This is a genomic window from Leucobacter sp. PH1c (assembly GCF_000633415.1).
GTDB lineage: Bacteria > Actinomycetota > Actinomycetes > Actinomycetales > Microbacteriaceae > Leucobacter.
This window is the reverse complement of sequence record NZ_AYMV01000028.1, coordinates 36,820-60,995: the sequence shown is the minus strand read 5'-3', so window position 1 is coordinate 60,995 and position 24,176 is coordinate 36,820. Positions and strand designations below refer to the sequence as shown.

Here is a 24,176-nt window from a genome sequence, read left to right as displayed (position 1 = left end):
TACCGGATCAAACTCGACCGGATTTGGGGAGCGGGGTGGAGCGGGGCGCGGGCGGAGCGGGGAGCGGGCGCGGTTGGAACGGGCGCGGGCCCGGGCGCGGAGCGGGGCGCGGGTCTACCCGCGCCGCCCCACGCAGTCGAGGCCGCCGCGCAGGTCGCGGATCAGGTCGTCCGCCGATTCCAGCCCGATCGAGAGGCGCAGCAGCCCGGGCGTGATGCCCAGCCGCTCGTTCAGCTCGGGCGCGAACGTCGCGTGCGTCGAGCTCAGCGGGTGGATGATCATCGAGCGGGTGTCGCCGATGCCGGTCATGCGCGAGAACACGCGCAGCCCGTCGACGAACGCGCGCGCCCCGTCGACGCCCCCGCGCACGGTCACCCCGAACACGGAGCCCGTGCGGCCGGCGTAGTCGCGCTCCGCGATCGCGTGCAGCGGGTTCGACGGCAGCCCGGCGTAGTCGACGGACTCCACCTCGGGCTGCTCCGCGAGCCACGCCGCGATCCGCAGCGAGGAGTCGACGTGGCGCCCCATGCGCAGGGACAGCGTCTCCATGCCCTGGTGCAGCAGGAAGCCCGTGAAGGGCGAGAGCGAGGGGCCGATGTCGTTCACGACAGCCTCGCGCACGGCGCGCGCGTAGGCGCGATCGCCGAAGCGGTCGAGGAGCGAGCCGAGCCCGGGGCGCGGCGCCGCGGTGACGAGCGGGAAGCTCCGGCCGGCCCGATCGGCGGCCTCCCAGTCGAAGGTGCCGCCGTCCACGATGGCCCCGCCGACGGCCGCGCCGTGCCCCGTGAGGAACTTCGTCGTGGAGTGCACCACGATGCTGGCGCCGTGCTCGAAGGGACGGATCAGCGCGGGGGTGCCCACGGTGTTGTCGACCACGAGGGGGAGGTTGTGGCGCGCCGCGACCGCGGCGATCCTGCGCAGATCGGTGACGTCGTTGCGCGGGTTCGGGATCGTCTCGGTGTAGATCGCCTTCGTGGAGGGACGGATCGCGCGCTCCCACTCGGCGTCGTCGTCGGCGTCCCAGACGTAGTCGACCTCGATCCCGAAGCGCTTGAAGCTGCGGCCGAAGAGGATCCGGGTGCCGCCGTAGATCGACGCGGTGGAGACGATGTGGTCGCCCGCCTGCGCGATCGCGAACAGCGCTGAGGAGATCGCGGCCTGCCCGCTCGAGACGGCCACCGCAGCCGTGCCGCCCTCGAGCGACGCGAGCCGGTCCTCGGCGACGGCGTTCGTCGGGTTGCCCTGGCGCGAGTAGATGGGCGCGGGCTCGCCGACACCGAGCGGATCCTCGGCAGCGCCGTCGACGCCAGCCGCGACGCCAGCCGCGGGGTCTGCGCCGCGCGTGAGGCCGATGCCGCCGCGCCAGAGCTCGCGCCCCGCGAAGCGATCGACCTGATCGTCGAAGCTGTCGAAGACGTAGCCGGCGGACAGTGCGATGGGCGGCACCCGGAGCCCCGAGTTCCGGTCCGGGTACGCGCCGGCGTGCACCTGCCGCGTGTCGAAGTCGAAGCCCGCCCAGTCGGTGACGGGTGCGGCCGGGGCCCTGGTCTCATGCTCGGTGCTCATGCCCGCCCTTCCTGTTCTGCTGCTGCGTGCCGCGGGAGGATCGCCGCGATGCGGGTGACGGCCTCGCGGATCGTGTCGGGGGCGCACGCGAGGTTGAGGCGCACGTGCCCCGCCCCGCCCGCGCCGAAGAACGCGCCATCGTTGAGGGCGACGCGTGCGTCGTCGAGGATCCGCCGGTAGGGATCGTCGCCGAGCCCGGCGCCGCGGAAGTCGAGCCAGGCGAGATAGCCCGCCCGCGCGGGAGTGAGGCGCACCCCGGGCAGGCGCTCCGCGACGAGCTCGGCGAGCAGCGCCTGGTTCGCCTCGATCTGGGCGATCGCGCGGCCGAGCCAGGCCTCGCCCGCGGTGAACGCGGCGACCCCTGCGTGGAGGCCGAGGATGCTGGCGCGCGTCACGGTCTCGGGCGGCAGCAAACGGAGTGCCTCCTCGCTCCGCTCGTCCGCGGCAACGATCACGGAGCACTTCGCGCCCGCGAGGTTCCAGCCCTTGCTGGCGGACGTGGTGGTCACGGCGAGGGCGCCCGCCGCGGCCGCGAGCGGGGCGAACGGCGTGAAGGTCTCGCCGGCGTGGGTGAGCGGTGCGTGGATCTCGTCGGACACGACCCAGACGCTGTGCTCGGCGGCGAGGCGGGCGAGCTCGGCGAGCTCTTCCTCCCGGTGGACGAGGCCGTGCGGGTTGTGCGGGTTGCAGAGCAGGAAGGCGTCGGCGCCCGCGACGAAGGCGCGCTCGATCGCTGAGAGGTCGAGGCGCAGCCCCGAGTCTCCCGGCGCCGCCGCGAGCGGCACCTCGACGATCTCGTACGGGAGCTCCTCGAGCATCTCGAAGAAGCCGGGGTACACGGGTGTGGGCACCACGATCCGGCCGCTCGGCGCCGGTCCGCCCGCCGCCTCCTGCCGCCGCCGCAGCTCACCCTCGACGCGGAGCGACTCGACGACACCCGTGGCCACGTCGGTCGCGAGGAACACGCGCGAGTGCGGGATCTCCCAGCCCCACGCGCGGCTCGCGAAGCCCGCAAAGGCGGGGGCGAGCGGCCCGGGACCGTCGAGGTAGCCCGTGTCGGACGCGGCGATCCGGCCGATCAGGGCGTCCCGGATCTCGGGCGCGAGCGCGAAGTCCATCTCGGCGACGAACAGCGGGAGCACGTCGGCGGGGAAGCGGGTCCACTTGAGGCTGGTGCGCTCGGCGCGCAGCCGCGCCGGGGCGAGCTCCGCGAAGGGCACACCGGCGGGATCCACCTCGGAGGGGTGCGAACAGTCGGCCTCAGTCATGCGCCCATGCTCCCTCGCGCGGGAGCGGAGCGCGAGCCCGGCGGTAAAGCGGCGTCACACTCGTGCGCGGGATCCGGATCCCGAGCGCCGGGTCGGATCCGGCACGAACCGGGCTCAGCTCGCGCTCAGCCCGCGCTCGTCACCGGCTCAGCCCGCGCTCGTCCCGCCCGCTCGTTCCCGATCCCCGCCCCGTACGACGAGGCGCACCGCTCCCGAGACGAACGCCTCGAGCGGCCCCCGCCTGCCGAGCGCGGCGAGCAGCGCGCCGATCGCGAGGACGCCCGCGAGCTGCAGCGCGAACGCCCCGAGTCCCGCGGCCCACCAGGGCAGCCCGTCGCCGAAGAACGCCGCGGGATCCGCGAGCGCCGGCTCGAGCAGCAGGCCCGTCGCGACGATGTGCAGCGTGTACACCGTGAGCGGTGCGGCCCCCGCTGCGCGCACGGCCCCGAGCACGGCTCCGGGCGGCCGCGTGCCCGGGCGCCCGCCCGTCCGGAGCACATCGCAGAGGAGCACGAGCAGGCCGATCACGGCGGCCGCGATGCCCACGGTGCGGAGCACATCCACGGGCGAGCCCGAGTGCGGCGTGGCGATGAGCTGCGCCCAGAGCTCCGGCGCGAGCGGTGCCCCGAGCGTCGACGAGGTGACGTACTCCGCGAACTCGTCGGGGGCGACCCCCGCGAACGCCGCCAGGCCGGGCGGCAGCGTTCCCGCCGCGGTACTCGCAGCCGCGCTCGCCGCAGCGACCGCGGCGTTCGACACGAGTTGCCCGGCGACCGCAGCCACCGCCCCGGCCCCCGCGAGCAGTCCGGCGGCGCGGCCGAGCGCGCCCCGCCGTGCGGCCGCGGTGAGCAGGCGCCCGATGAGCACGCCGACGAGCAGGTAGGCGACCCAGGTGATGGCCGGGTACTCGCCCGTGAGGAGCAGCGCACCGAGCGTGCCGCCCGAGTCCTGGCCGAAGCCCTCGAACGTGATCTGGTCGCCCGGCGGCCACGGTTCCATGTCCACGCGGAGCGCCGCGTTCACGGGGCCGCCCGCGACGCCGAGCACGAGGGCGAGCGCGCCGAGCAGCCCGGAGCGCACCGCGACGAGCGGTGCGACGATCAGCATCGCCGCACCGTAGTAGGCGAGCACGATCGCGACCGGGGTCTCGATGAGCCCGAGCACCAGCCCGATCACGATGAGGAGTGCGCCCCGCACCGCGACCGCCCCGATCGCCGCGCCCGCGCGCCCCGAGCGGAGCAGCCGCCGCGTCGCGAACACGGTGCTCACCCCGCCCAGCACCGCGAAGAGCGGGGCAGCGATCCCCGCGGTCAGCGCGTCGGTGATCCTGCCGGCGCTCTCGGCGGTGCTGCCGGGCTCGGCGAGCATCCCCGCGACCGGCACGAGGTGCGCCGCGATCATCCCGACGATCGCGAGGAAGCGGGCGACGTCGACGCCGATCATGCGGGCGGCGGGCGCGGGGGCGGAGGAGCGGGGCATGGGGTCAGTATTCCGTGCGCGGCTGGGGAGTGTCCGGGGCGCGGCAGTCAGACGGCCCGGCGCGGCGGCCCGGTGGCGCGGCGGCCTGGTGGCGCGGCGGCCCGGTGGCGCGGCGACCCAGCGGCGCGGCCGCTGGTTGCTCGGCGGCCCGGTCGCCTACTCGGCCGCCGCGGCGCGGCGCACGTGGTCGCGCGCGTGCGCGAGCGCGGGATCGAGCTCGGCGAAGAGGTGCGCCGGGTGGCGCAGCGCGCCGATCACTCCGAGCCGCTCCAGGAGGCGGCGGTGCTCGGGGCGCACTCCCTTGATCAGTACGGTCGCGCCCCGCCGCTCGAGCCCCGTCACGAGCTCGGCGAGCGCGTTCGCGCCCGTCGCGTCGATGAGCTGCACATCGGACAGGCGCAGGATCACCACCTCGACGCCCGGGGTCTCCGCGATCCGGTCGATGAGGCGATCCGCCGCGCCGAAGAACAGCGAGCCGTGCAGCGTGAAGAGCGCGATCCGCTCGTCGCCGGGGGAGGCCGGGCCGGGCAGCGCCTCGCGCTCGGCGTCGCTCGCGCGGCTCAGCGTGCGGAGCGCGAAGAACGCGGCGACCGCGAGCCCGATCCCGACCGCGATCACGAGATCGAAGGCGACCGTGACGAACAGCGTGATCGCGAACACCGCGGCGCTCGAACGCCCCGCGCGGAGCACGCGCCCGATCGTCGCGGGGGAGACCATGCGCAGCGCCGTCATCATGAGCACCCCGGCGAGGGCCGCGAGGGGAATCGCGCCCACGATCTCCGCGGCGACAAGCACGACGAGGAGCAGCGCGAGCGCGTGCACCACCGCCGAGAGGCGCGTGCGCGCCCCGCTCCGCACATTGACCGCCGTGCGCGCGATCGCGCCCGTCGCCGGCATCCCGCCGAAGAAGCCCGAGGCGATCGAGGCGAGCCCCTGGCCGAAGAGCTCGCGGTCCGCGTTCACCTGGCCGGTGTCGGCGATCGTCGCCGCGACCCGCGCCGACAGCAGCGACTCGATCGCCGCGAGCGCCGCCACCGCGACTGCCGGCCCGGCCAGGGCCGAGAGCGTCGCCGGGTCGAACGCCGGAACGGTGGGCGCGGGCAGCGTGTGCGGCAGTGCGCCGATCGTCGGCAGCGGCGATCCAGCGAGCGCCGCGCAGACCGAGACCACGAGGATCGCGACGAACGAGGCGGGCACGGCGGGCGCGATCCGGCCGAGCAGCGTCATGATGAGCGCCACGCCCGCGACGGCGGCGAGCGGCAGGAGCGCGTCGGGCCAGGCCGCGTCGCGGATCACCTCGCCCGCGGCGAGCACCGCGTTCGACGAGCGGCCGGCGCCGTCGACGCCGAGCGCGGCGGGCACCTGCTGGAGGAAGATGATGATCCCGATGCCGGCGGTGAAGCCCTCGATCACGGGCCACGGGATGTAGCTGACGGCCCGGCCGAGCCGGAGCAGGCCGGCCGCGAGCACGATGAGCCCCGCGAAGATGCTCACGATCGCGACGGCCCCGACCCCGTGGACGGCGACGATCGGGGCGAGCACCACGACCATCGCGCCCGTCGGGCCCGATACCTGCACGTTCGAACCGCCGAACACGGCCGCGACGAGGCCCGCGACGATCGCGGTGATGAGCCCGGCCTCGGCCCCGACGCCCGAACTCACGCCGAAGGCGAGCGCGAGCGGCAGGGCGACGATCCCGACCGTGAGGCCCGCGACGAGGTCGGCCCGCCAGCTCGTGCGGAGCCCCCGGTAGTCCTCACGGGTGGGCAGCAGGGCACGCAGCCCCGCCACGATCGCGGCCATGGACGCCTCCTTCGCTCTCTCCGACCATCATGCCCCATCGCCCGCGGCACCTGGGCGGCGCCCGCGCGGCACCGCGCGGTGCCCGCGCGGCACCGCGCGGTGCCCGCGCGGTGCCCGCAGCTGCTGCGGGGCGCCGGGGCTCGTCGCCGCGAAAAATGTGCTGGGCTTGGACCGCGTCCAGCGCTACTCTGATCCCCAAGAGTGAACAAGGGGGAAGCTATGGACATCGTGTTGTTTGTCACGCAGCTGCTCGTCGTCCTCGGGTGCATCGTCATGGGCACACGATCGAGCGGCGTCGGCCTCGGCCTGTGGGGCGGCACGGGCGTCGCGATCCTCGTCTTCGTGTTCCGCCTCGCCCCCGGCTCACCGCCCGTCGACGCACTCCTCATCGTGCTCGCGGTCGTGCTCGCCTCCTCGATGATGCAGGCGGCCGGCGGCATCGACTGGATGGTCTCCGTCGCGGCGAAGCTCATCGCGCGCAGCCCGAAGCAGATCACGCTCGTCGCCCCGCTCGTCTCGTTCCTCTTCGCGGTCGGCGCGGGCACGTCGAACATCCTCTACCCCCTGCTCCCCGTGATCCAAGATCTCTCGTACCGCAACGGCGTGCGCCCCTCGCGCCCGCTCTCGCTCTCCGTGGTCGCGACGGGCGTCGCGCTCGCCTGCAGCCCGGTCTCCGCCGCCATGGCCGCGATGGTCACACTCACCGACACGGCGCCCTGGAACTTCGAACTCGTCGACATCCTGAAGGTCACGATCCCGGCCGCCGTGGTCGGCATCATCATCTCCGGGATCATCGTGAACCGCCTCGGCAAGGACATCGCCGACGATCCCGAGATCCAGGAGCGGATCGCCTCCGGCAAGATCCCTGCCCCGTCCGCGAACGCCGCCGAGGTGCGCGCCGAGGTCACCGTCACGGCGGCCGGCCGCAACGCGGCGACCATCTTCCTGCTCGGCGTCGCCGCGATCGTCGCTTTCGGCCTGTTCAAGGGGATCCGCCCGCTCGACGCCGCGGGGGATCCCGTCGCGATGACCCCGATCATCGAGATCGTGATGTTCGTCGTGGGTACCCTGATCCTGCTCGTCTCGCGCCCCAAGGTCGCCGAGATTCCCACCATGACCGTGTTCAAGGCCGGCATGGTCTCCGCGATCGCCCTCTTCGGTCTCGCCTGGCTCACCGACACGTTCCTGGGCGCGCACACGACCATGATCGCCGACGGCGTCGGTGGCCTCGTCACGGCGGCCCCGTGGATCTTCGCGCTCGGCGTCTTCCTCGTCTGCGTGCTCACGACGAGCCAGTCGACCGCCACCCGGACGATCGTGCCGATCGGCCTCGCCGCGGGCATCCCGCTCGGGCTGCTGTCGGGCATGTGGGCTGGCGCCTTCGCCGGCATCTACCTGCTGCCGACCAACGGTTCGCAGATCGCGGCGGCGAACTTCGACCACTCGGGGTCCACGAAGCTCGGCACGAAGCTCGTCGACCACTCGTTCTTCCTGCCCACGATCATCCTCGCGGTCACGACGATCGCCGCGGGCGCCCTGTTCGGGGTGCTCTGGGGCGGCTGACCTAGGGGGTGCACGCCAGTTGTCGGCTGGCGCTGCGTGCTGAGTCCGCGCGCCGCTTTCCCGAACCTCGCACCGCTTTCCTCACCCGCGCGCCGCTTTCCTCGGAGAAATCTCGATTCGCGGAGATTTTGCGCAGTCCTCGCTCCGAGATTCCAGATTTCTCCGAGAAATTGGAGGGAACCGCGGGCGCAGGGAAAGTAGAAACCCCGGGAGCAGGGAACGAGCGCACGAGGGAACCGCAGAAGCGCGGGGAGCGCCCCCCCGTCCGCGCTACGCGGGGGGCGCGGGGCGGAGGTAGCTCTGCACGGTCGGCGAACCGGGGATCTCGATGCGCCGCGCCGGGAGGTAGCCGAGCCGCTCGTAGCGCGCGTCGTTGCCCGGGTTTGACGACTCGAGGTACGTCTGCAGGCCGGCCGCGTCGTACCGCTCCAGCGCCGCGGCCACGAGCCGCATCCCGATCCCGAGCCCGCGCGCCTCGGGAGCGACGGCGAGCATCGAGAGGTACGCGTGCGGCTCGTCTGGGCGGGCCTCCGCGAAGAGCTCGCCCTCCGCGAGGAGCGCCTCAGCCGCCGCGTCGCCGATCGTGCCGCGCAGCAGCGCAGCGTAGGCGGGGAGGTCGGCCTCGTTGACCTCGTCCTCGCCCGGCGGGAACCAGGTCGAGACGGCGGCGATCCGGCCGTCCGGCAGCTCGGCGACGAGGGGCTCGCCGAAGCGCACCGCCTGCTCGGCCATGAAGCGCCAGTGCGCGAGTGCGTGCGCGAGCCGGTCGGGGTGCTCCGGGAACGCCGGCCCCCACACGGGGTCGTCCCAGAAGCCCGCGGCGAGGATGCGCGCGGTCTCGTCGATGTCGCTCGCGACGAGGGCGCGCACGGTGAACTCGGGGCGCGAATCCCGCGCGGTTTCGCCGCTCATCGCTGGTCCCGGAACTCGTCCCACGCGCGCTTGCAGGCGTGCGCGACGGCGTCGATGTGCTCGGGGTCCTCGCTGATCCAGTCAGTTCCGGGCTCGTGGAGTTCTGCCGCGGCCGCGGGGCCGAGCAGGTACTCCCGGAGGAACTCCGCCTGCACGGCGCCGAGGCTGAGGCCCGCGGCGGCGGCCTCCGCGCCGAGCGCACGGAACTTCGCGCCGCCCGCGCGGATCTCCTCACTGCCCAGGTAGGGCTGGTTGAGCAGCACCGCGTCGGGGTCGCTCACCTCGAAGCCGCTCCGGTGGGCCTCGGCGAGGGCGCGCAGCGCGGCCGGGTCCATCGTGGGCGGATCGGCGGGATCGCGCTCCTCGCCCGAGTGGTCGCCGCGATTCGAGAGCGCGACGACGGCGGGGAGCCGGTCAGCCTCGGCGCGGGCGACGTTCACGGTGCCGTCGCGCGTGGTCGTGGTGTTCATCGTGTCGTGGAAGGAGAGGCGCGTGAAGACGCCGCCCCGCTCGAGGCCCTGCGCGATGAACGCGTCGGTGAGCGCCTCGCGCGTGCGCTCGTAGACGCCGAGCCCGGCCTCCGCGGTCTCCGCGAACGCGTCGACGAGGCGCTGCAGCCCGGCCTCGGTGTCGGGGATCTCGAGGATCGGGAAGAACGAGAAGGTGACGGGCCGGATCGCGTCGACGCCGGTGAGGTCGACGCGCTGCCAGGCGCCCGCGGCGCGCACGCGCTCGATCGCGGCGGCGAGGTCGGCGCGCACGTCGTCGGGCTTGCGGCGGTTCGGGTCGCGGATGAGGCGCGGGTGCGGGTTGATCACCGCGACGATGCGGGGATCGATCTCGGCCCAGCGGCGCACGATCGCGGCGGTGGCCACGTCGCTGTAGTCGTACTGCAGGCGCCGGGTCAGCGCGGGGGAGAGGAACTCGGCGAGCTCCTCGGGGATCGCGGCGCCCGAGTGCGGGGTCGTGACGAGCAGGTCCGCGTCCGCGATCGCCTCCTCGAGGCTGCGGGTGTCGGGGTCGGCGTAGTGCGTGATCTCCTCGGGCGTGAAGACGGTGCCGCGAGGGATCAGATCCAGTGTGCTGGCGCTCATGGCATCAGACTAGCGAGCGCTCAGGCACCTGACCAGAGGCGAATACGGGTGTCCGGCCCGCTGCGCGCGGCAGCGGTTGCGGCGCTACGCGCGGCCGCGGTTGCGCCGCCGCACGGGGCGCGGCGGCTTGCCGCCGAGGAACGACGCGTCCGAGTCGACGATGTACCCCTGCCGGAGCGCCTCTCGCCCGATCAGGACGCGGAACAGCATCTCGTCGCGGTCGGTGAGCGTGAACTCGGCCGAGATGGTGCGGTCCACGAGCGCGACGTCGATGAGCACCACGGGGCGCTCCTGCGCGTGCCCGGATGAGCTGCGGACGGTGCGCCGATCGTGCACGGGCAATTCCACCTCGACGGCGTCCTCGTCGCTCAGCTGCCAGGGGTGCGCGGTGAAGCGGACCCACGGCGCGCCGTCGCGCTTGAACTCCTCGATTCCCGTCGCGTGGAGGGCCGAGGTCTGCGCGCCCGTGTCGATCTTGGCCTTGATCCACGGCACGCGGATTTCGGGCAGCGATACCCACTCGCGCCACCCCGTGAGAGTGCTTGAATGGTCTTGTCCGATCACGCTTCTATCTTGGCAGGAACTACGGTGAAACTCGGGATTCTCTCGCGCGCCCCGCAGGCGTACTCGACGCAGCGCCTCATGGCAGCGAGCGAGCAGCGCGGCCATAAGGCGCGCGTGCTCAACACGCTGCGCTTCGGGATCGACCTCGCCGGTGACGAACCCGACCTGCTGTACCGCGGGAAGCAGCTGAGCGACTACGACGCGATCCTGCCTCGGATCGGGAACTCGATCACGTACTTCGGCACGGCCGTGGTGCGTCAGTTCGAGCAGATGGACGTGTACACGCCGAACACGGCGAACGGGATCACGAACTCTCGCGACAAGCTGCGCGCGATCCAGATCCTCTCGCGTCACTCGATCGCGATGCCCGCGACCGCGTTCGTGCGCAACCGCGCCGATGTGCGCGCGGCGATCGAGAGCGTGGGCGGCGCTCCCGTCGTGATCAAGCTGCTCGAGGGGACGCAGGGCATCGGCGTGATCCTCGCCCCGCAGGTGAAGGTGGCCGAGGCGATCATCGAGACGCTCCACTCGACGCGGCAGAACGTGCTGATCCAGCGCTTCATCGCGGAGAGCCGGGGACGCGACGTGCGCGCGCTCGTCGTGGGCGACCGGGTTGTGGCCGCCATGCGCCGCATCGCGAGCGGCGACGAGTTCCGCTCGAACGTGCACCGCGGCGGCACGGTCGAGGCGGTGCAGCTCGATCCGGCCTACGAGCAGGCGGCTGTGCGCGCGGCCCAGATCATGGGGCTGCGGGTTGCGGGCGTCGACATGCTGGAGGGCGACGACGGCCCGCTCGTGATGGAGGTGAACTCCTCGCCCGGGCTGCAGGGGATCGAGGCCGCAACGGGGCTCGACGTGGCCGGCGCGATCATCGACTACATCGCGAATCAGGTGAACTTCCCGGAGATCGACGTGCGGCAGCGCCTCAGCGTCTCGACGGGCTACGGCGTCGCCGAGATCTCGATGCACGCGGGATCCGAGCACATCGGCAAGCCGCTCGGCGAGCTGGGACTGTGGGATCGGGACATCACGGTGCTGACCCTGCACCGCGGGGTGCAGGTGATCCCGAACCCGCGCAAGCACGTGGTGCTCGAGCCCGAGGATCGGCTGCTCTGCTTCGGCAAGCTCGAGGAGATGCGGTCGATGATCCCCGAGCGCCGGCGTCGGCGCGCCCGCGTGCGGAAGCTGCCGCCCGAGGCGCAGGAGCTCGCGGAGGGCTGAACGCCGTCGGCCGCGGCGCGCACGGGGTGCGGGCCGCGGCCGACGGGCCGGGGTGGGCGGCTAGAAGTGGGTGCCGCCGTCGATCCGCACCTCGGTGCCGGTGATGAACTTCCCGTCGTCGCTCGCGAGCATCGCGACGACGCCCGCGACGGTCTCCGGGCCGGCGAAGCCCGCGCCGAGGGCCGGCTGGAGCTTCATGAAGAGCATCATGTCGGCGTCCTCGGGGAGGCCGGGGCCCTGGCTCTGCTTGCTCTCGCCCGAGCCGTCGGTCATGCCCGAGGAGATCGAGCCGGGCTGCACCGCGGTGAAGCGGATGCCCTGCTTCGCGTACTCGGCGGCGAGGGCGTGGGTCATCGACTGCACGCCGCCCTTGGATGCCGCGTACGCCGCCATGTAGGGGTGAGCGAACATGGCCGAGGTCGAACTGAAGTTCACGACGGCGGAGCCGGTGCCCTCGAGGAGCGCGGGGATGGCCTCGCGGATCATGAGGAAGGTGCCGACGAGGTTGACGCGCAGCACGAGCTCGAAGGACTCGAGGCTCGTCTCGTGGGTGTGCGAGGAGCGCAGGATCCCGGCGGCGTTGACGAGCACGTCGAGCCCGCCGAGCCAGGCGACCGCGTCGGCGACGCCGGCGCGCACCGAGGCCTCCTCGGAGATGTTGACGGTGACGGTGTGGAGCCGATCCGCGGCGTCGCCGGCCTTCGCGACGGTGTCGGCGAGGCCGCTCGCGGAGACGTCGGCCGCGACCACGCGGCCGCCCTCGGCGAGCATGCGGAGCACGGTGGCCTGGCCGATGCCGGACCCTCCGCCGGTGACGAGTGCGCGGCGGCCTTCGTAGCGGTTCATAGTTCTCAACCCTTCGTGCTCGCGGGGAGCGGTTGTCCGAGCGCTCGCGGCGCTTCGATGCGGCAAGTGCGTACATTGCCATTGTGGCACGTTGTGCCAAAGTGTCAACATGTGCACTGTGGGCGCGGGTCGAGTACGCTCTCCCACGTGGGAACCGAGCCAGAATCTGCCGAGCCGCGGGGCGGTCAGGCCCCGAGCCTGACCGAGCGCCGTCGCGCCGCGACCCAGCTCGAGATCGCGCGCACCGCGGCGACGCTGTTCGCGGAGCGCGGGGCCGACCAGGTCACGGCCGAGTCGATCGCCTCAGCCGCGGGCGTCTCCCTGCGCACGTTCTACCGCTACTTCAGCACCAAGGAGGACGCGGTCGCGCCGCTCCTCGCCGTGGGAGCCGACGAGTGGCAGCAGGCGCTCGCCGCAGCCGCGCACGGCGATCCGCGCCGGGCGGTGCCCGAGGTAATCGACGCGCTGCTCGTGCCCACGACGGACGAGGAGCGTGAGGGGCTCCGCTGGTCGCGCGGCATCCTGCGCGCGATGGAGGACGACGCCGCGCTGCGCACCGTGTGGGCACGCGTCAACGCGGAGTCGGAGCGGCGCCTGCGCCGGATCATCGCGGAGCACGCGGGCCCGTCGCTCGCGGACCTCGGCGTTCGCCTCCTGGCTGCCGCAGCGACCGACGCGATCCGCCTCGGTCTCGAGCACTGGGCGGCGCAGGGCACGGACCCCGATGGTTCGGCCGGCACGCCGGCCCGGTTCGCGCGTGCGGCCTTCGCCCAGCTCTCGCGGGGCATCGAGGATGCGGGGGGCATCGATCAGCAGGGCGGCGCGGCCGCGGCCGCCGGTCCGGTGTCGGATGCGGTGCCGGATCAGGATCCTGCTCGACGCTAGTCGCGCGCCGCGACCAGCTGGAACTCGACCTGGCCGGTCGGCTGCACGGAGACGAAGCCGAGGCTCGGTGCCTCGACCCCGAAGTCCGCGAAGGTGATCGGCACGGTGCCCGCGATCTCGGCCTCCTCGCCGTTGCTCCGCAGCTGAACCTCGGCCGTGACGACGCGGGTCTCCCCGGCAATCGTCAGCTCGCCGACGGCCGCGGTCTGCACCGTGTCGCCCGAGCGGGGCACCTCGTCCAGGGTGACGGGCTCCGTGAGGGTGAACGTCGCCTCGGGGAACGTGTCCGTGCGGAGCGCCTGCTCGCGGAAGTACGAGTCGCGCGGGGCGCTGTCGGTGGTGATCGACGCGACATCGACCGTGAGCGTCGCCGCGGAGAGGGTGCGGCCGTCCTCGCTGATGCGGAAGGTGCCGGTGACCTTGGGGGTGCGCCCCGTCACGGTGACGTCGGTGCCGTTCAGCACCTCGTCGACGCGGTAGCCGGCCTCCGATCCGTCCGTCACCGACCAATCGCCGGCGAGCGCCGCGGGGTCGAGCTGATCGCCGCTCGGCGCACCGAGGATCTGCTCGCTCCCGGAGATCGCGGGCGCGTCGGCAGCGGGCTCCGCGATGAAGTCGCGGTACAGCATGGGGCCGGCGATCGCCGCGACCGAGGCGAGCGCGAGCACGCTCACCCCGACTCCGATCAGTACCTTCTGCGACTTCCGCACGGTGGATCCTTCCCCTCGAGGTGCTGCCCGCGGTGGGCGGCCTGCGATCCACTCTCGCAGCGCTGCCAATGAACAGGCTCCGAGCTCCTCGGGAAAACGCTGGGCGTGCGGCTCAGAGCTCGGCGAGGAGCGCCTTCCAGTGCGCGCGCCAGGCCTCGATCTGCGAGCCGTCGGCGAGGCCCTCGAGGCTCACGGCGACCGAGGAACGCGCGTCGTCCTTCGGGGTGGCCGCGACCTCGACGCGGCCCGTGCCCGGGAGGTCGAAGCGGAGGAAGCTCCGCTTCTCGGTGCGCGAGGCGCGGGCCGGGCCCGCGGGGACCCCGAGGTGCTCGGCCCGGTCGCCGTGCGCGGCCGTCCACGCGGCGATCGCGGCGTCGCGCCCGAGCGGGACCGTGCGGCTCGCGCTCACCCGGAAGGTGCCGCTCGCGGACTGGCCGGGTACGCGGAGACCCGCGTGCTGCTCGTAGGCGATGGCCACGCCCTGGGCCCACCAGTCCGGGTTCTCGAGCGCATCGGGGAGCGCGGCGCGGGCGATGCGCGCGATCTCGGCGTGGCCGAGCCCCGCGGCGCCCCGCGCCTCGAAGAGCGCGACCCACTCGGCCCAGGGGCGGCCCGAGGCCCGCTCGATCGCGGGGACCCGCCCGCCGCGCGTCCGGTTGCCCGATTCCTCCGCCGCATCGCTCACGGTGCGCCCCTCTCTCGTGTGCGCCCCAGTGTAGCCGCGGGGCCGGAACTGCTTGAATAGGGGCATGACCGAGCCCTGGGGTGCAGCGACGACCGGATCCCGCAGTGCGCGGAGGCACATCGAACACGAGTCCTCCCAGCACCGATCCGCCGGAATCCACGATGCCGACGGGCCGATCGAGGAATCTCCCGCGGCGCAGGAGTTCCGCATCGATCTCGAGCGGATCCGCTTCTCCTCGTACTTCGCCCGGCTCTCCGACGTGACGCAGGTCGTGCCGCAGTCCGGCGTGGGCCCCGTGATGCACAACCGGCTCACCCACTCCCTGAAGGTGAGCGCCGTGGCCCGGGTGATCGCGGCCCAGCTCGCCGGCCAGGCGGCCGTCCACGCGGCGTTCGAGCGCGGGGACGCCCGCGTCGACGACGCCGCGGGGGCCGTGATCGCGCGCCTGGGCGGCTGCGACACCGTCGTGGCGCAGGCCGCGGCGCACGCGCACGACCTGGGGCATCCGCCCTTCGGGCACCTGGGCGAGCGGGTGCTCGACCGGGTCGCCCGGGAGCGCTTCGGGCTGCCCGAGGGCTTCGAGGGCAACGCGCAGAGCTTCCGGATCCTCACGCAGCTCGATACGCTGGGCCGCGACTTCCCCGGGCTGAACCTCACCGCCGCCACGCGCGCCGCGACGCTCAAGTATCCGTGGACCCGGGCCGAGTGGGTCGGCGTCTCGACGGCGGAGCGGCCCGTGGCTGAGCGGCCGCGCGGTGTCGGTGCCGACGTCGCCGACGGCGCGGAGAAGTTCTCGGCGTACGCGCTCGACGCGCAGGAGATGGCCGACGCGCGCGCCGCCTACCCGAGCATCGCCGGCGGCGTGCAGACGGTCGAGTGCGCGGTGATGGATCTCGCCGACGACATCGCCTACGCCGTGCACGATCTCGACGACTTCGCTCGGGCGGGGGTGCTGCAGCAGTCGGAGGTCGCCGGTGAGCTGCGCGCCTGGCTCGCCGGCTCGCTCGCGCTCGCCGCAGCGGAGCCCGCGGAGCTGACGGACAGCTGGCGGGCCCCCGGCCACTCGCTGGAACTGCTCTGGCGGCGTCTCGCGCTGAAGGACGCCTGGATCGCGGATCGCGAGGCGTTCACCGCCGCGGTCGCGCTCGTGGCGGAGGAGGTGGGGGAGTCGCTGCTCGCGGCCCCCTACGACGGCGGGATCGAGAGCGAGCGCGCGGTCTCCGGCTTCACCCGGCGCTGGATCGAGCGCCTGCGCACCGCGATCGTCGTCGAGGAGCACCCGCACGTGCGCAGCGGCCACGTCCGGCTGAACACGCGGGCCTGGCACGAGGTGATGGTGCTGAAGTTCGTGCACGCGCACTTCGTGCTGGAGCGGCCCGAGCTCGGGCAGACGCAGCGCGGGCAGGCCAGGGTGATGGCGGATCTCGCGCTCGGCTTCGACGCCTGGCTCACCGACCCCGACGACGCAGGGCGTGCACCGCGACGGCTCCTCGAGTGGGTGGACGAGGCGACCGCGGGATACTTCGCGCTCCGCCGCGAGCGACCCGAGCTGCTCACGGGGGAGACGAGCGACTCGGGGCTGCGGCGGCAGGGGCGGGCACGCGCCGTGCTCGACTACGTGGCGGCGCTCAGCGATCAGCAGGCCCGGATCACGCACGGCGAGCTCACGCGGGGCTAGCGGGGCCCGGCGCGACTCCCGCGCAGCGCGCCCGGCGTGCACGGGGCGCGCGGCGGCATACGGGGTGCGGGATACTGGTGGGCGGCCCATTTCCGGGCCGCGATCTCTGGGAGGGCACACACATGGAGCAGCCGGCGGCACGCGATTCGATCCTGAACCGCTACGGCTCCTTGGACGAGGCCCTCGTCCACCGCAAGGCGAGCATCGCGAACCGCGTCTTCCTGCGCCGCCTCCTCAGCCGGATGCCGGTCGAGCGCTTCATGCGCGCGGCCGACGGCATCACGGTGGAGCGCTCGGACGGAGCGCCCGCCGTGCACGTGCACCGAGGGTACACGGTCGGCTTCCAGACCGAGGAGGAGATCATCGCGGTCGTGGGCGAGTCCGCTCCGCGCTGGCGCAGCGTGCGTCGTCCCGGCATGTGGGCGGTCGACCACCCCGACCACGGGCGCGGCCCCGCCGCTGAGACCGAGGAGCTCGTTGCGCCGGAGCCCGCACGGAAATCCGCGCGCTCCGGAACGCGTCGCGCGGCGGCGAAGCCGAAGGCCGAGGCGAAGGCGAAGCCCGCGGCGGCCCCCGAGCGCGTGCAGCCCGTCTGCCCGAACTGCTTCATGCTCATGGCGCTCTCCGGCGTCTGCGGGAACTGCGCCTAGGCCCTCCCCGCGGCCGCGACCCGCGAAGCGCGCGCCCGATCCCCAGAATTGTCTGGGGATCGGGCGCTTTTGCGTTCCGGGGAGGGCCCGAGGCACCCGTGCCCCGCGGGGTAGGGTTCCGTGCGTTCTGGGGTAGGGTTCCTCGAATTCCCTATCTGAGTCCTATGTTCGATTGTTAGCGTTGCGGCAGGTGGAACCCACCTGAGTGCTGTGCGCTGCTCGACCGCGCACCGCGCTCGCTCAGGAAGTCCAGGTGTCGACCCTCGTGGGGAGGGCGTCGACCCGGCTCGCAACTCCTGGGCCCGCCGAGCGCCAGGAGGATCTGCGCGCGGACGGCGGAGCAGCGCGCCCTGGGGGGCGCGCTGACCGAGCGTGCCCGGAATCAGGGGATTCCGCGGTGCGCGCCGGACGATCCAGGGATTCCGCGGGCTGCCGCGGTGGGGGAAGAATGCAGAAACGATCGAAGCAGGGGCGCGTGCCGCACTGGATGACGCGCCGCGTCACCGCCGCGCTCGCCACCGCGGCGGTGCTCGCGGGCGCCGTCGCGCCGCTCGGCATCGTCGCGCCCGCGCGCGCCGAGGAGCCCGTGCCGCTCGCCGCGCCGAGCTCGGCAACCGCGTGCGTGCCGACGGGCGGCGTCGGATCGGTCGACCCCGCGAACCCGAGCAAGCCCCTCCCCGCTGATCAGAACGCCAGCGTCTACGTCGGCGGGAACTTCACGCGGAGCGCCGGAGCCGAGCTCGAGGGCCAGCTCGTCGTGCGCGGAGACGCGCGCTTCGCCAGCGGCACGAAGTTCAACCTCGGCTGGGTGGGAGCGGGCTCCGGGCTCATCCCCGCCGCCGACGGCTCGGTGCTGCGGGTCGGCGGAAACCTCACGATCGACCGCAACGTCGAGGTGCTCACGGGCACCGTCGACGGCGCGAGCACGGCGCCGCTGCCCGTGCACGCCAGGATCGGCGGGACGCTCGGCGGAGCGGGGACGCTCGCCATGCAGCACGCCGGCAGCACGACGACGACCGAGCTCGGCCGCGATATCGCGCTCGGCAGCCCCGCCTTCAGCCAGTGGGCCGAGGGCAACCATCAGGCGCTCCGCGACACGATCGACCGCAACCGCGCGAACGGCACGGCGGGAACCGTGCAGGTCGAGGCGGGCGGCTTCCTCACGCTCACGGGCGCCCCCGGAGCGACGCGGCACCTCTTCGAGGTCGACGCGTCCCTCCTCGGCCGCCAGGCCTGGTCGCTCAACCTCGGCGAGAACATCGAGCCGAGCCACCCGATCATCATCACGGTCACCGGCGACCGCCCGACGGTGAACATCGCGGGCGTGTGGGCGAAGAAGCAGCAGATCAATATGGGCGACGCCCGCTTCGGACAGCTCGCATCGCAGATCATGTGGGCCTTCCCCGCGGCGACCGCCGTGACGATCGCCGGCGCGCAGGTGCCCGGTTCGGTCGTCGTCGCGAACCCCGGCTCGGCGACGACCGTGACCGCCGTGGGCGCGAACGGCCGCTACTGGGTCGCGGGTAATCTCACGCAGAACGGCGCCGGCGCCGAGTTCCACAACTTCCCGTTCATCGGCGACGAGACGACGGACTGCCGCAACCCCGTCGATCCGGATCCCGAGCCCGAGCCGCTCGGCACCTGCGAGGCGAACACCTTCTACGCGCTCAACCGCGACGACGTGTCCGGCGGCCGAGCCTCCTTCCTCCGGTACGAGGTTGACGGCCGCAACCGCGTGGCCAAGAACGCCGAGGTCATCGCCGCGCAGCACGCCGTGCTGCAGGGCTGGAGCGTCAACGCGCTCGGCATGACCCGTTCGGGCGACTTCCTCTTCACGGGCCAGTCGGGTGTGAACGCGCAGGTGTTCCGCGCGAGCCGCGGCCTCGACGGCCGCACCCGGGTGGTGAAGGTCGGCGAGCCGATCTCGATGGGCACGGGCGCGGGGACGATCGTCGCCGGCGCCGTAGACCCCGGGACCGAGGACTTCTACTTCGGCTACTACGCGCTGAAGAGCTCCTCGATCGAGATGCAGGTGTTCCGCTCAGCGGCGGGCGCCGAGACCCCGAAGAAGCTCCTCACCGCGTCGATCCCCGACGCGAAGCGCGTACAGGGCAGCAACGGCGATTTCGCCTTCGACGCGAGCGGCAACCTCCACTTCGTCGCGAGCTCGAACGGCTCGGGCAGCGGCTGGAGCGCGACCCCGGGCTCCGCGCTCACGGGGCTCGTGAGCCAGGCGCAGATCGCGGCCGCGGTGGCCGCGGCGCGGCCCCCGCAGATCGATGCGAAGGTCAACGTCGCCAAGGTCCAGAACCCGCTCACCGGCAGCGGCTTCAACGGGATCGCCTTCACGGGCAGCGGCAAGCTCGTCGCCGAGCAGGGACAGACGCAGGTCGTGGCCGATCCGGGCACCTTCACCCGCCTGGCCGACGGTTTTACCAACTCCGGGACCACGCTCGTCGACCTCGCCTCGTGCGCGACGCCGCCCACGCTCACCGTGCAGAAGAACGTGAACGACCGGGTCGAGGACACGGACCAGTTCCGGCTCGAGCTCGCGCAGGGGAGCACGCTCCTCTCCGAGACGGTGACGAGCGGCTCCGCCACGGGCATCCAGGACGCGAAGATCGGCCCCGTTCCGGTCTCGGCCGGAACGACCTACCAGGTGCGCGAGGCATTCCCGGTCGCGGGGAACGACAAGATGTACGAGAGCTCCGTCGCCTGCGTGCGCGACATGAACGGGCAGCAGGAGCCGGTCGAGACGGTCGGCGTGCGGGCCCACGCCTGGGATCTCACGATCCCCGCGGGCTCCGACGGCGCGAGCTTCATCTGCACGATCACGAACGATGGGCTGCACCCGAACCTCGTCGTGTCGAAGGCCTCGAACCCGGAGAGCGGCTCCGCCGTGCGCGCCGGGCAGCGAGTGACCTACACGGTCACGTTCGCGAACACCGGCGCGGGCCGGGCGAAGGTCGCCCACGTGGATCACCTGGGCGACGTGCTCGACGACGCCGAATTCGATCCCGCGAGCCTCCGCTACGGGACGGGTTCCGGCGCGGGCGGGAAGACCCCCGTGACCCCCGTGGGGATCACGGGCGAGTTCAACGCCAAGAACGGCACGCTCGCCATCTCGGGCGCCGTGCCGCCCGGCGAGCAGCGCACCATCTCCTACACGGTGCAGGTGCGGCCGGACGCCGAGCGCGCCGAGCAGCGCCAGAGCGCGCCCGAGGCGGGGGAGCCCCGCGGCTACCTGCTGCGCAACTTCGTCACGAAGGCCGGGAAGACCCCGCCGAGCGAGTGCACGCCCGTCGCGGGCGAGCCCGTGACGTGCACCGAGCACCCGATCCCCGCGTGGGACGTGCGCAAGACGGCGCAGCCGCCGAACAAGGCGACCCTGCACACGGGCGGCAATGTCTACTACACCGTCGCGCTCCGCAACTTCTCGGGCGCCCCGCTCACGGGGGTGACGCTCGAGGACGACATCACTGAGGTGATGCGCGTCGCCACCTGGGATCCGGGTGCCCCCCGCGTCGTCCCGAAGGTGCAGGGCGTGCGCTTCCTGAACGCCGCGGGCCAGCAGGTCGACCAGAACGGCGCCGTGATGCCCGAGACGCTCGCCGAGGGCAAGGCCGACGCCCCCGACTCGCTGCCGTACGCCGTCGTCACGCCGCCCGTGCACAACGCAAGCGGAGCCCGCGCGGCCGGGGACGACCCGCGCCGCGGCACGTGGACGCTCGACACGAAGTCGTTTGACGTGCCGAAGGGCGTCGTGCGCATCGAGGTGAGCTACGCCGTCAAGGTGGGCGCACCCGCCGACCCGGCGGATCCGACGCGCGCCTGGCACCGCGACGGCGCCCCCGTCGCGGCCGAGCCGCTTGCCGTGTTCGACAACTTCGTCTCAGGTACCTCGACGACGGTGCCGCCGCTCACCTGCGCGACGGGCACCGATGTGACCCAGGATCCGACGTGCCAGACCCGCCACCAGCTGGGCGACGGCTACTTCCACATCCAGAAGAACTCGACCGCGCCGAACCCGGACAAGCCGGGCTCCGTGCAGTGGAACCTGCAGGACGTGGAGTTCGAGATCCGCGATACGCCGAATGGTGGCCCGTCGCGGGCGCTGTGCGACGCCGGGACGGACCCCTCCTGCGCCGAGTTCTTCCGCCACACCGACGACTCCGACGGGCAGGCGGTGGGATCGTGGCACGCGAGCAACCTCCCCGAGGGTGACTACTACCTCGTCGAGACGAAGGCCGCCGAGGGGCACCAGCTGCTCGCCGAGCCGATCCGGTTCCACGTGGGGCCGGCTGATCCCGCGCTCCCGCTCGGCCAGGGCCAGCTCGGCGTCTACCGCCCCGGGATCGCGGCGGACCGCTCGTTCAACGCCGCGACCGACCGCCCGGGCGATTTCTTCCTCGACCGCTGCGACGCCCCCACACAGCTCCCGAGCTCGGGCGGACCGGTCTGCGTGATGCCGACCGGGTGGCTCATGCAGGTCTACGACCCGAAGCTGCTCCCGCTGCCCATGTCGGGCGGGGCCCCGCCGTTCACGCTCTACGCGGGCGGCGCGGTGATCGCCCTCGGCGCGGCCCTGTGGCTGCGGCGCTCGCTGCGTCAGCGCCGGCTGGCGGCGCACGCCCGCTAGCCCGCACGCTCCCCAGATTTTTCACACGTTCACGAAAGGAACCCCCATGAAACGACAGCGAGGACTTCTCGCCGGCATCGGAGCCGCAGCCACGGCGCTGCTGCTCGCGCTCGGCGGCGCGACCGCCGCGCAGGCTGCGCCCTCCACGATCCCGGAATCCGGGCTCACGGGCAGCATCAACATCCACAAGTTCGAGCAGCCCGACGCCGCGACCGAGGCCGCGGACGGCCTCCGCCGCGACACCGCGGGCCTCACGCCGATCTCGGGCGTGACGTTCTCGGTGCGCCAGGTGCAGGGGCTCGACCTCAGCAAGAACGCGGGCTGGATCGCCGCGACGAAGTACTCCGTCGACGCGGCGACCGGCCGCGTCGCGGGCCCCGGCGGCGCAGCCGTCACGCTCGGCGCCGCGCAGACGCAGGTGACCGACGCCGCGGGAGACGCGGTCTTCGGCGGGCTCCCGATCGGCCTGTACCTCGTGCAGGAGACCCAGGCCCCCGCGGGCGTCACGAAGGCGGCCCCCTTCCTCGTGACCGTTCCCCTCACCGACCCGGTGAACCGCGGCAGCTGGATCACCGACATCCACGTCTACCCGAAGAACTCGAGCGTCACCGCCGAGAAGACGGTGCAGGACGCGGACGCGACGAAGGTCGGCGACACCGTGAACTGGACCATCACGGGGCAGCTGCCCCGCACGGCGAACGCGGACGGCACCTTCGCGGCCCCCTCGGGCTACCGCGTGGTGGATCAGCTCGACGCGCGCCTCGCCCTCGCCGAGGCCCGGGTCTCGCTGCTGAACGGCCCCGCGATCACCGCGGGCACCGACTACGTCGTGAGCACCGTGGACAACACCGTCACGGTCGACTTCACCCCCGCCGGCCTCGCGAAGCTCGGCGCCGCCGCGCAGAACCCCGAGGCCCGCGTCCAGGTCGTGCTCTCCACCACGGTCGTCTCGCTCGGCGACGGCACGGTCGGTGACGGCGTGATCAAGAACCAGGCCGTCGTGTTCCCGAACAAGGAGTCCTTCGAGTCGAAGCCCGGCGATCCCGACGGGCCCGTCACCACCCCCGTGGTCGAGAGCCGCTGGGGCGACATCGTCATCTCCAAGGTCTCCTCGAAGGACGCCGCGAAGAAGCTCGCAGGCGCGCAGTTCCAGGTGTTCGCATCCGAGGACGCCGCCCGCCAGGCCGGCACGGCCGCGGCGCAGCCCATCGCGATCAACGGCGAGGACACCTTCACGACCGATGCGGACGGGCTCGTGCGCATCTCGGGGCTCCACGTCAGCGACTTCGTCGACGGCAAGGCGATCGGCGACGCGAAGGACTTCCGCACCTACTGGGTCGTCGAGGTTGTCGCGCCCGAGGGCTTCGAGCTCCTCGCCGCACCGATCGAGTTCACGGTCACGGCCGGCGGCACCGCCGCTGAGGTCGTCACGGTCGAGAACGCTCCCCACAACGCCGGCTTCGAGCTGCCCCTCACGGGCGCCGCTGGCACGTGGATGTTCACCATCGGCGGTCTCCTCGTGATCGGCGGCGGTGTCGCGCTGATGCTCCGCCGGAAGCGCGCGGACCGCGCCGCCTAGGCGTCCGCCGATCGGAGCGCACGTGCCGCACGCCGCACCCGAGACCGCGCCGCCCGCCGCCCCCACCCGGGGCCGCGGGCGGCGCGGCCGCAGCGATGCCCCGCTCGTGCTGCTCATCATCACGGTCGGGCTGGCGATCCTGCTCTACCCCGTCGCCGCGGACTGGTTCTCTTCGCGGAACCACAACTCCGAGATCACGGGGTACCGCGCCGACGTCGAGGGGATCGCCCCGGCCGAGCGCGCCGCAGAGCTCCAGCTCGCCGACGCCTACAACGCCCACATGCCCCAGGGCCTCCTGCGCGACCCCTACTCGAGCGCTCCCGTCACCGACGCGGAGCAGGACGAGGCCTACGAGTCCTACGAGCGGATCCTCCAGGTGAGCGACCGCGGCGTGATCGGCGCCGTGCGCTACCCAGCGCTCGGGATCTCCCTGCCCCTCTCGCACGGCACCTCCGACGAGGTGATCTCGCGCGGCGCGGGTCACCTGTACGGCTCCTCGCTGCCCGTGGGCGGGCCGTCGACGCACTCGGTGCTCACGGCGCACTCGGGGCTCGCCCATGCCCGCCTCTTCACTCCGCTCGTGGACGGGGCGAAGGTCGGCCAGGTCTTCTCCGTCGAGGTGCTCGGAGAGAAGCACTTCTACGAGGTGCGCGCGGTGGACACCGTGCTGCCCTCGGACACCCAGTCGCTCAAGATCGAGGCGGATCGCGACCTCGTCACGCTGATCACCTGCGCGCCCATCGGGGTGAACAGCCATCGCCTGCTCGTGCGCGGCGAGCGGATCCCGGCGCCGGAGGGCGCCGCGGGCGCGCTCGACGGCGACGACGCCGGCGCGGGCTTCCCGTGGTGGGCCGTCGGCCTGCTCGGCGGAGCCGGGCTCACCGCGGGCGCCCTGCTCTGGCAGCGGAAGCGGCGGGATGCGTCTCGGGATGCGGATCCCGAGATGCCGCGTCCGGCGGACGGGCTTCAGGGGGAACGCTGAGCAGGCATTCAGGAGCCCCGAAGGTGCCGCGTTAGTCTGGATTGCGTATTCA

General features: G+C 73.0%; 18 protein-coding genes. 8 read left to right on the top strand and 10 right to left on the bottom strand.

Annotated elements, in window-relative coordinates; translation table 11 throughout:
* Positions 1-114 precede the first annotated feature (114 nt).
* The 4 genes from U874_RS0109975 to U874_RS0109960 form a co-directional block, all read right to left on the bottom strand.
* A complete protein-coding gene (locus U874_RS0109975) occupies positions 115-1,566 on the bottom strand; it encodes an O-acetylhomoserine aminocarboxypropyltransferase/cysteine synthase family protein (RefSeq protein WP_025134399.1) in 1,452 nt (483 codons plus the stop codon).
* Positions 1,563-2,834, bottom strand: a complete 1,272-nt coding sequence (locus tag U874_RS0109970; protein WP_029988176.1) for a MalY/PatB family protein — start codon at positions 2,832-2,834, stop codon at positions 1,563-1,565. The genes U874_RS0109975 and U874_RS0109970 overlap by 4 nt, the downstream gene beginning before the upstream one ends.
* Positions 2,835-2,981: 147 nt before the next feature.
* On the bottom strand, positions 2,982-4,313 hold the full coding sequence (locus U874_RS0109965) for a heparan-alpha-glucosaminide N-acetyltransferase domain-containing protein (RefSeq protein WP_025134397.1): 1,332 nt from the start codon (positions 4,311-4,313) through the stop codon (positions 2,982-2,984).
* Positions 4,314-4,469: 156 nt separating this feature from the next.
* A complete protein-coding gene (locus U874_RS0109960; protein ID WP_029988173.1) occupies positions 4,470-6,116 on the bottom strand; it encodes a SulP family inorganic anion transporter in 1,647 nt (548 codons plus the stop codon).
* A 219-nt stretch (positions 6,117-6,335) separates the two neighbouring features.
* On the opposite strand from U874_RS0109960, the gene U874_RS0109955 reads away from it, so the two are divergent.
* Complete coding sequence (locus U874_RS0109955; RefSeq protein WP_025134395.1) at positions 6,336-7,679, top strand: anaerobic C4-dicarboxylate transporter; 1,344 nt, start codon at positions 6,336-6,338, stop codon at positions 7,677-7,679.
* Between the two features lie 270 nt (positions 7,680-7,949).
* Here the strand turns inward: U874_RS0109955 and U874_RS14810 are convergent, their stop codons facing one another.
* From U874_RS14810 to U874_RS0109940, 3 genes are all read right to left on the bottom strand, one after another.
* Positions 7,950-8,591, bottom strand: coding sequence for a GNAT family N-acetyltransferase (locus U874_RS14810; protein WP_025134394.1), 642 nt, complete (start codon positions 8,589-8,591; stop codon positions 7,950-7,952).
* Positions 8,588-9,685, bottom strand: coding sequence for an N-formylglutamate amidohydrolase (locus U874_RS0109945; protein ID WP_025134393.1), 1,098 nt, complete (start codon positions 9,683-9,685; stop codon positions 8,588-8,590). The genes U874_RS14810 and U874_RS0109945 overlap by 4 nt, the downstream gene beginning before the upstream one ends.
* 84 nt (positions 9,686-9,769) lie before the next feature.
* On the bottom strand, positions 9,770-10,249 hold the full coding sequence (locus U874_RS0109940; protein WP_232755908.1) for an ATP-dependent zinc protease: 480 nt from the start codon (positions 10,247-10,249) through the stop codon (positions 9,770-9,772).
* 24 nt (positions 10,250-10,273) lie between these two features.
* Between U874_RS0109940 and U874_RS0109935 the strand changes: the two genes are divergently transcribed.
* Positions 10,274-11,470 carry a RimK family alpha-L-glutamate ligase gene (locus tag U874_RS0109935; RefSeq protein ID WP_025134391.1) on the top strand — a complete coding sequence of 399 codons (1,197 nt, stop codon included), beginning with the start codon at positions 10,274-10,276 and terminating at the stop codon, positions 11,468-11,470.
* A 60-nt stretch (positions 11,471-11,530) separates the two neighbouring features.
* On the opposite strand, the gene U874_RS0109930 is transcribed toward U874_RS0109935, so the two are convergent.
* Complete coding sequence (locus tag U874_RS0109930; RefSeq protein WP_025134390.1) at positions 11,531-12,316, bottom strand: SDR family NAD(P)-dependent oxidoreductase; 786 nt, start codon at positions 12,314-12,316, stop codon at positions 11,531-11,533.
* Between the two features lie 147 nt (positions 12,317-12,463).
* Between U874_RS0109930 and U874_RS0109925 the strand changes: the two genes are divergently transcribed.
* A complete protein-coding gene (locus tag U874_RS0109925) occupies positions 12,464-13,201 on the top strand; it encodes a TetR/AcrR family transcriptional regulator (protein ID WP_025134389.1) in 738 nt (245 codons plus the stop codon).
* Here the strand turns inward: U874_RS0109925 and U874_RS0109920 are convergent.
* Together U874_RS0109920 and U874_RS0109915 are read right to left on the bottom strand one after the other, a co-directional pair.
* A complete protein-coding gene (locus tag U874_RS0109920; protein WP_025134388.1) occupies positions 13,198-13,911 on the bottom strand; it encodes a YceI family protein in 714 nt (237 codons plus the stop codon). The genes U874_RS0109925 and U874_RS0109920 overlap by 4 nt on opposite strands.
* A gap of 112 nt (positions 13,912-14,023) precedes the next feature.
* Positions 14,024-14,596: a hypothetical protein gene (locus tag U874_RS0109915; protein ID WP_025134387.1), complete on the bottom strand. Its 573-nt coding sequence runs from the start codon at positions 14,594-14,596 to the stop codon at positions 14,024-14,026.
* Positions 14,597-14,660: 64 nt separating this feature from the next.
* Between U874_RS0109915 and U874_RS0109910 the strand changes: the two genes are divergently transcribed.
* The 5 genes from U874_RS0109910 to U874_RS0109890 all read left to right on the top strand — a co-directional run bounded on the left by U874_RS0109910 (position 14,661) and on the right by U874_RS0109890 (position 24,124).
* Complete coding sequence (locus U874_RS0109910) at positions 14,661-16,274, top strand: deoxyguanosinetriphosphate triphosphohydrolase family protein (RefSeq protein ID WP_029988166.1); 1,614 nt, start codon at positions 14,661-14,663, stop codon at positions 16,272-16,274.
* A 122-nt stretch (positions 16,275-16,396) separates the two neighbouring features.
* Positions 16,397-16,924, top strand: a complete 528-nt coding sequence (locus U874_RS0109905) for a hypothetical protein (protein WP_025134385.1) — start codon at positions 16,397-16,399, stop codon at positions 16,922-16,924.
* A 448-nt stretch (positions 16,925-17,372) separates the two neighbouring features.
* Positions 17,373-21,563, top strand: coding sequence for a choice-of-anchor A family protein (locus U874_RS0109900; protein ID WP_025134384.1), 4,191 nt, complete (start codon positions 17,373-17,375; stop codon positions 21,561-21,563).
* Positions 21,564-21,609: 46 nt separating this feature from the next.
* On the top strand, positions 21,610-23,142 hold the full coding sequence (locus U874_RS0109895) for a SpaH/EbpB family LPXTG-anchored major pilin (RefSeq protein ID WP_025134383.1): 1,533 nt from the start codon (positions 21,610-21,612) through the stop codon (positions 23,140-23,142).
* 22 nt (positions 23,143-23,164) lie between these two features.
* On the top strand, positions 23,165-24,124 hold the full coding sequence (locus U874_RS0109890) for a class C sortase (RefSeq protein ID WP_025134382.1): 960 nt from the start codon (positions 23,165-23,167) through the stop codon (positions 24,122-24,124).
* The last annotated feature ends 52 nt before the right edge of the window (positions 24,125-24,176 follow it).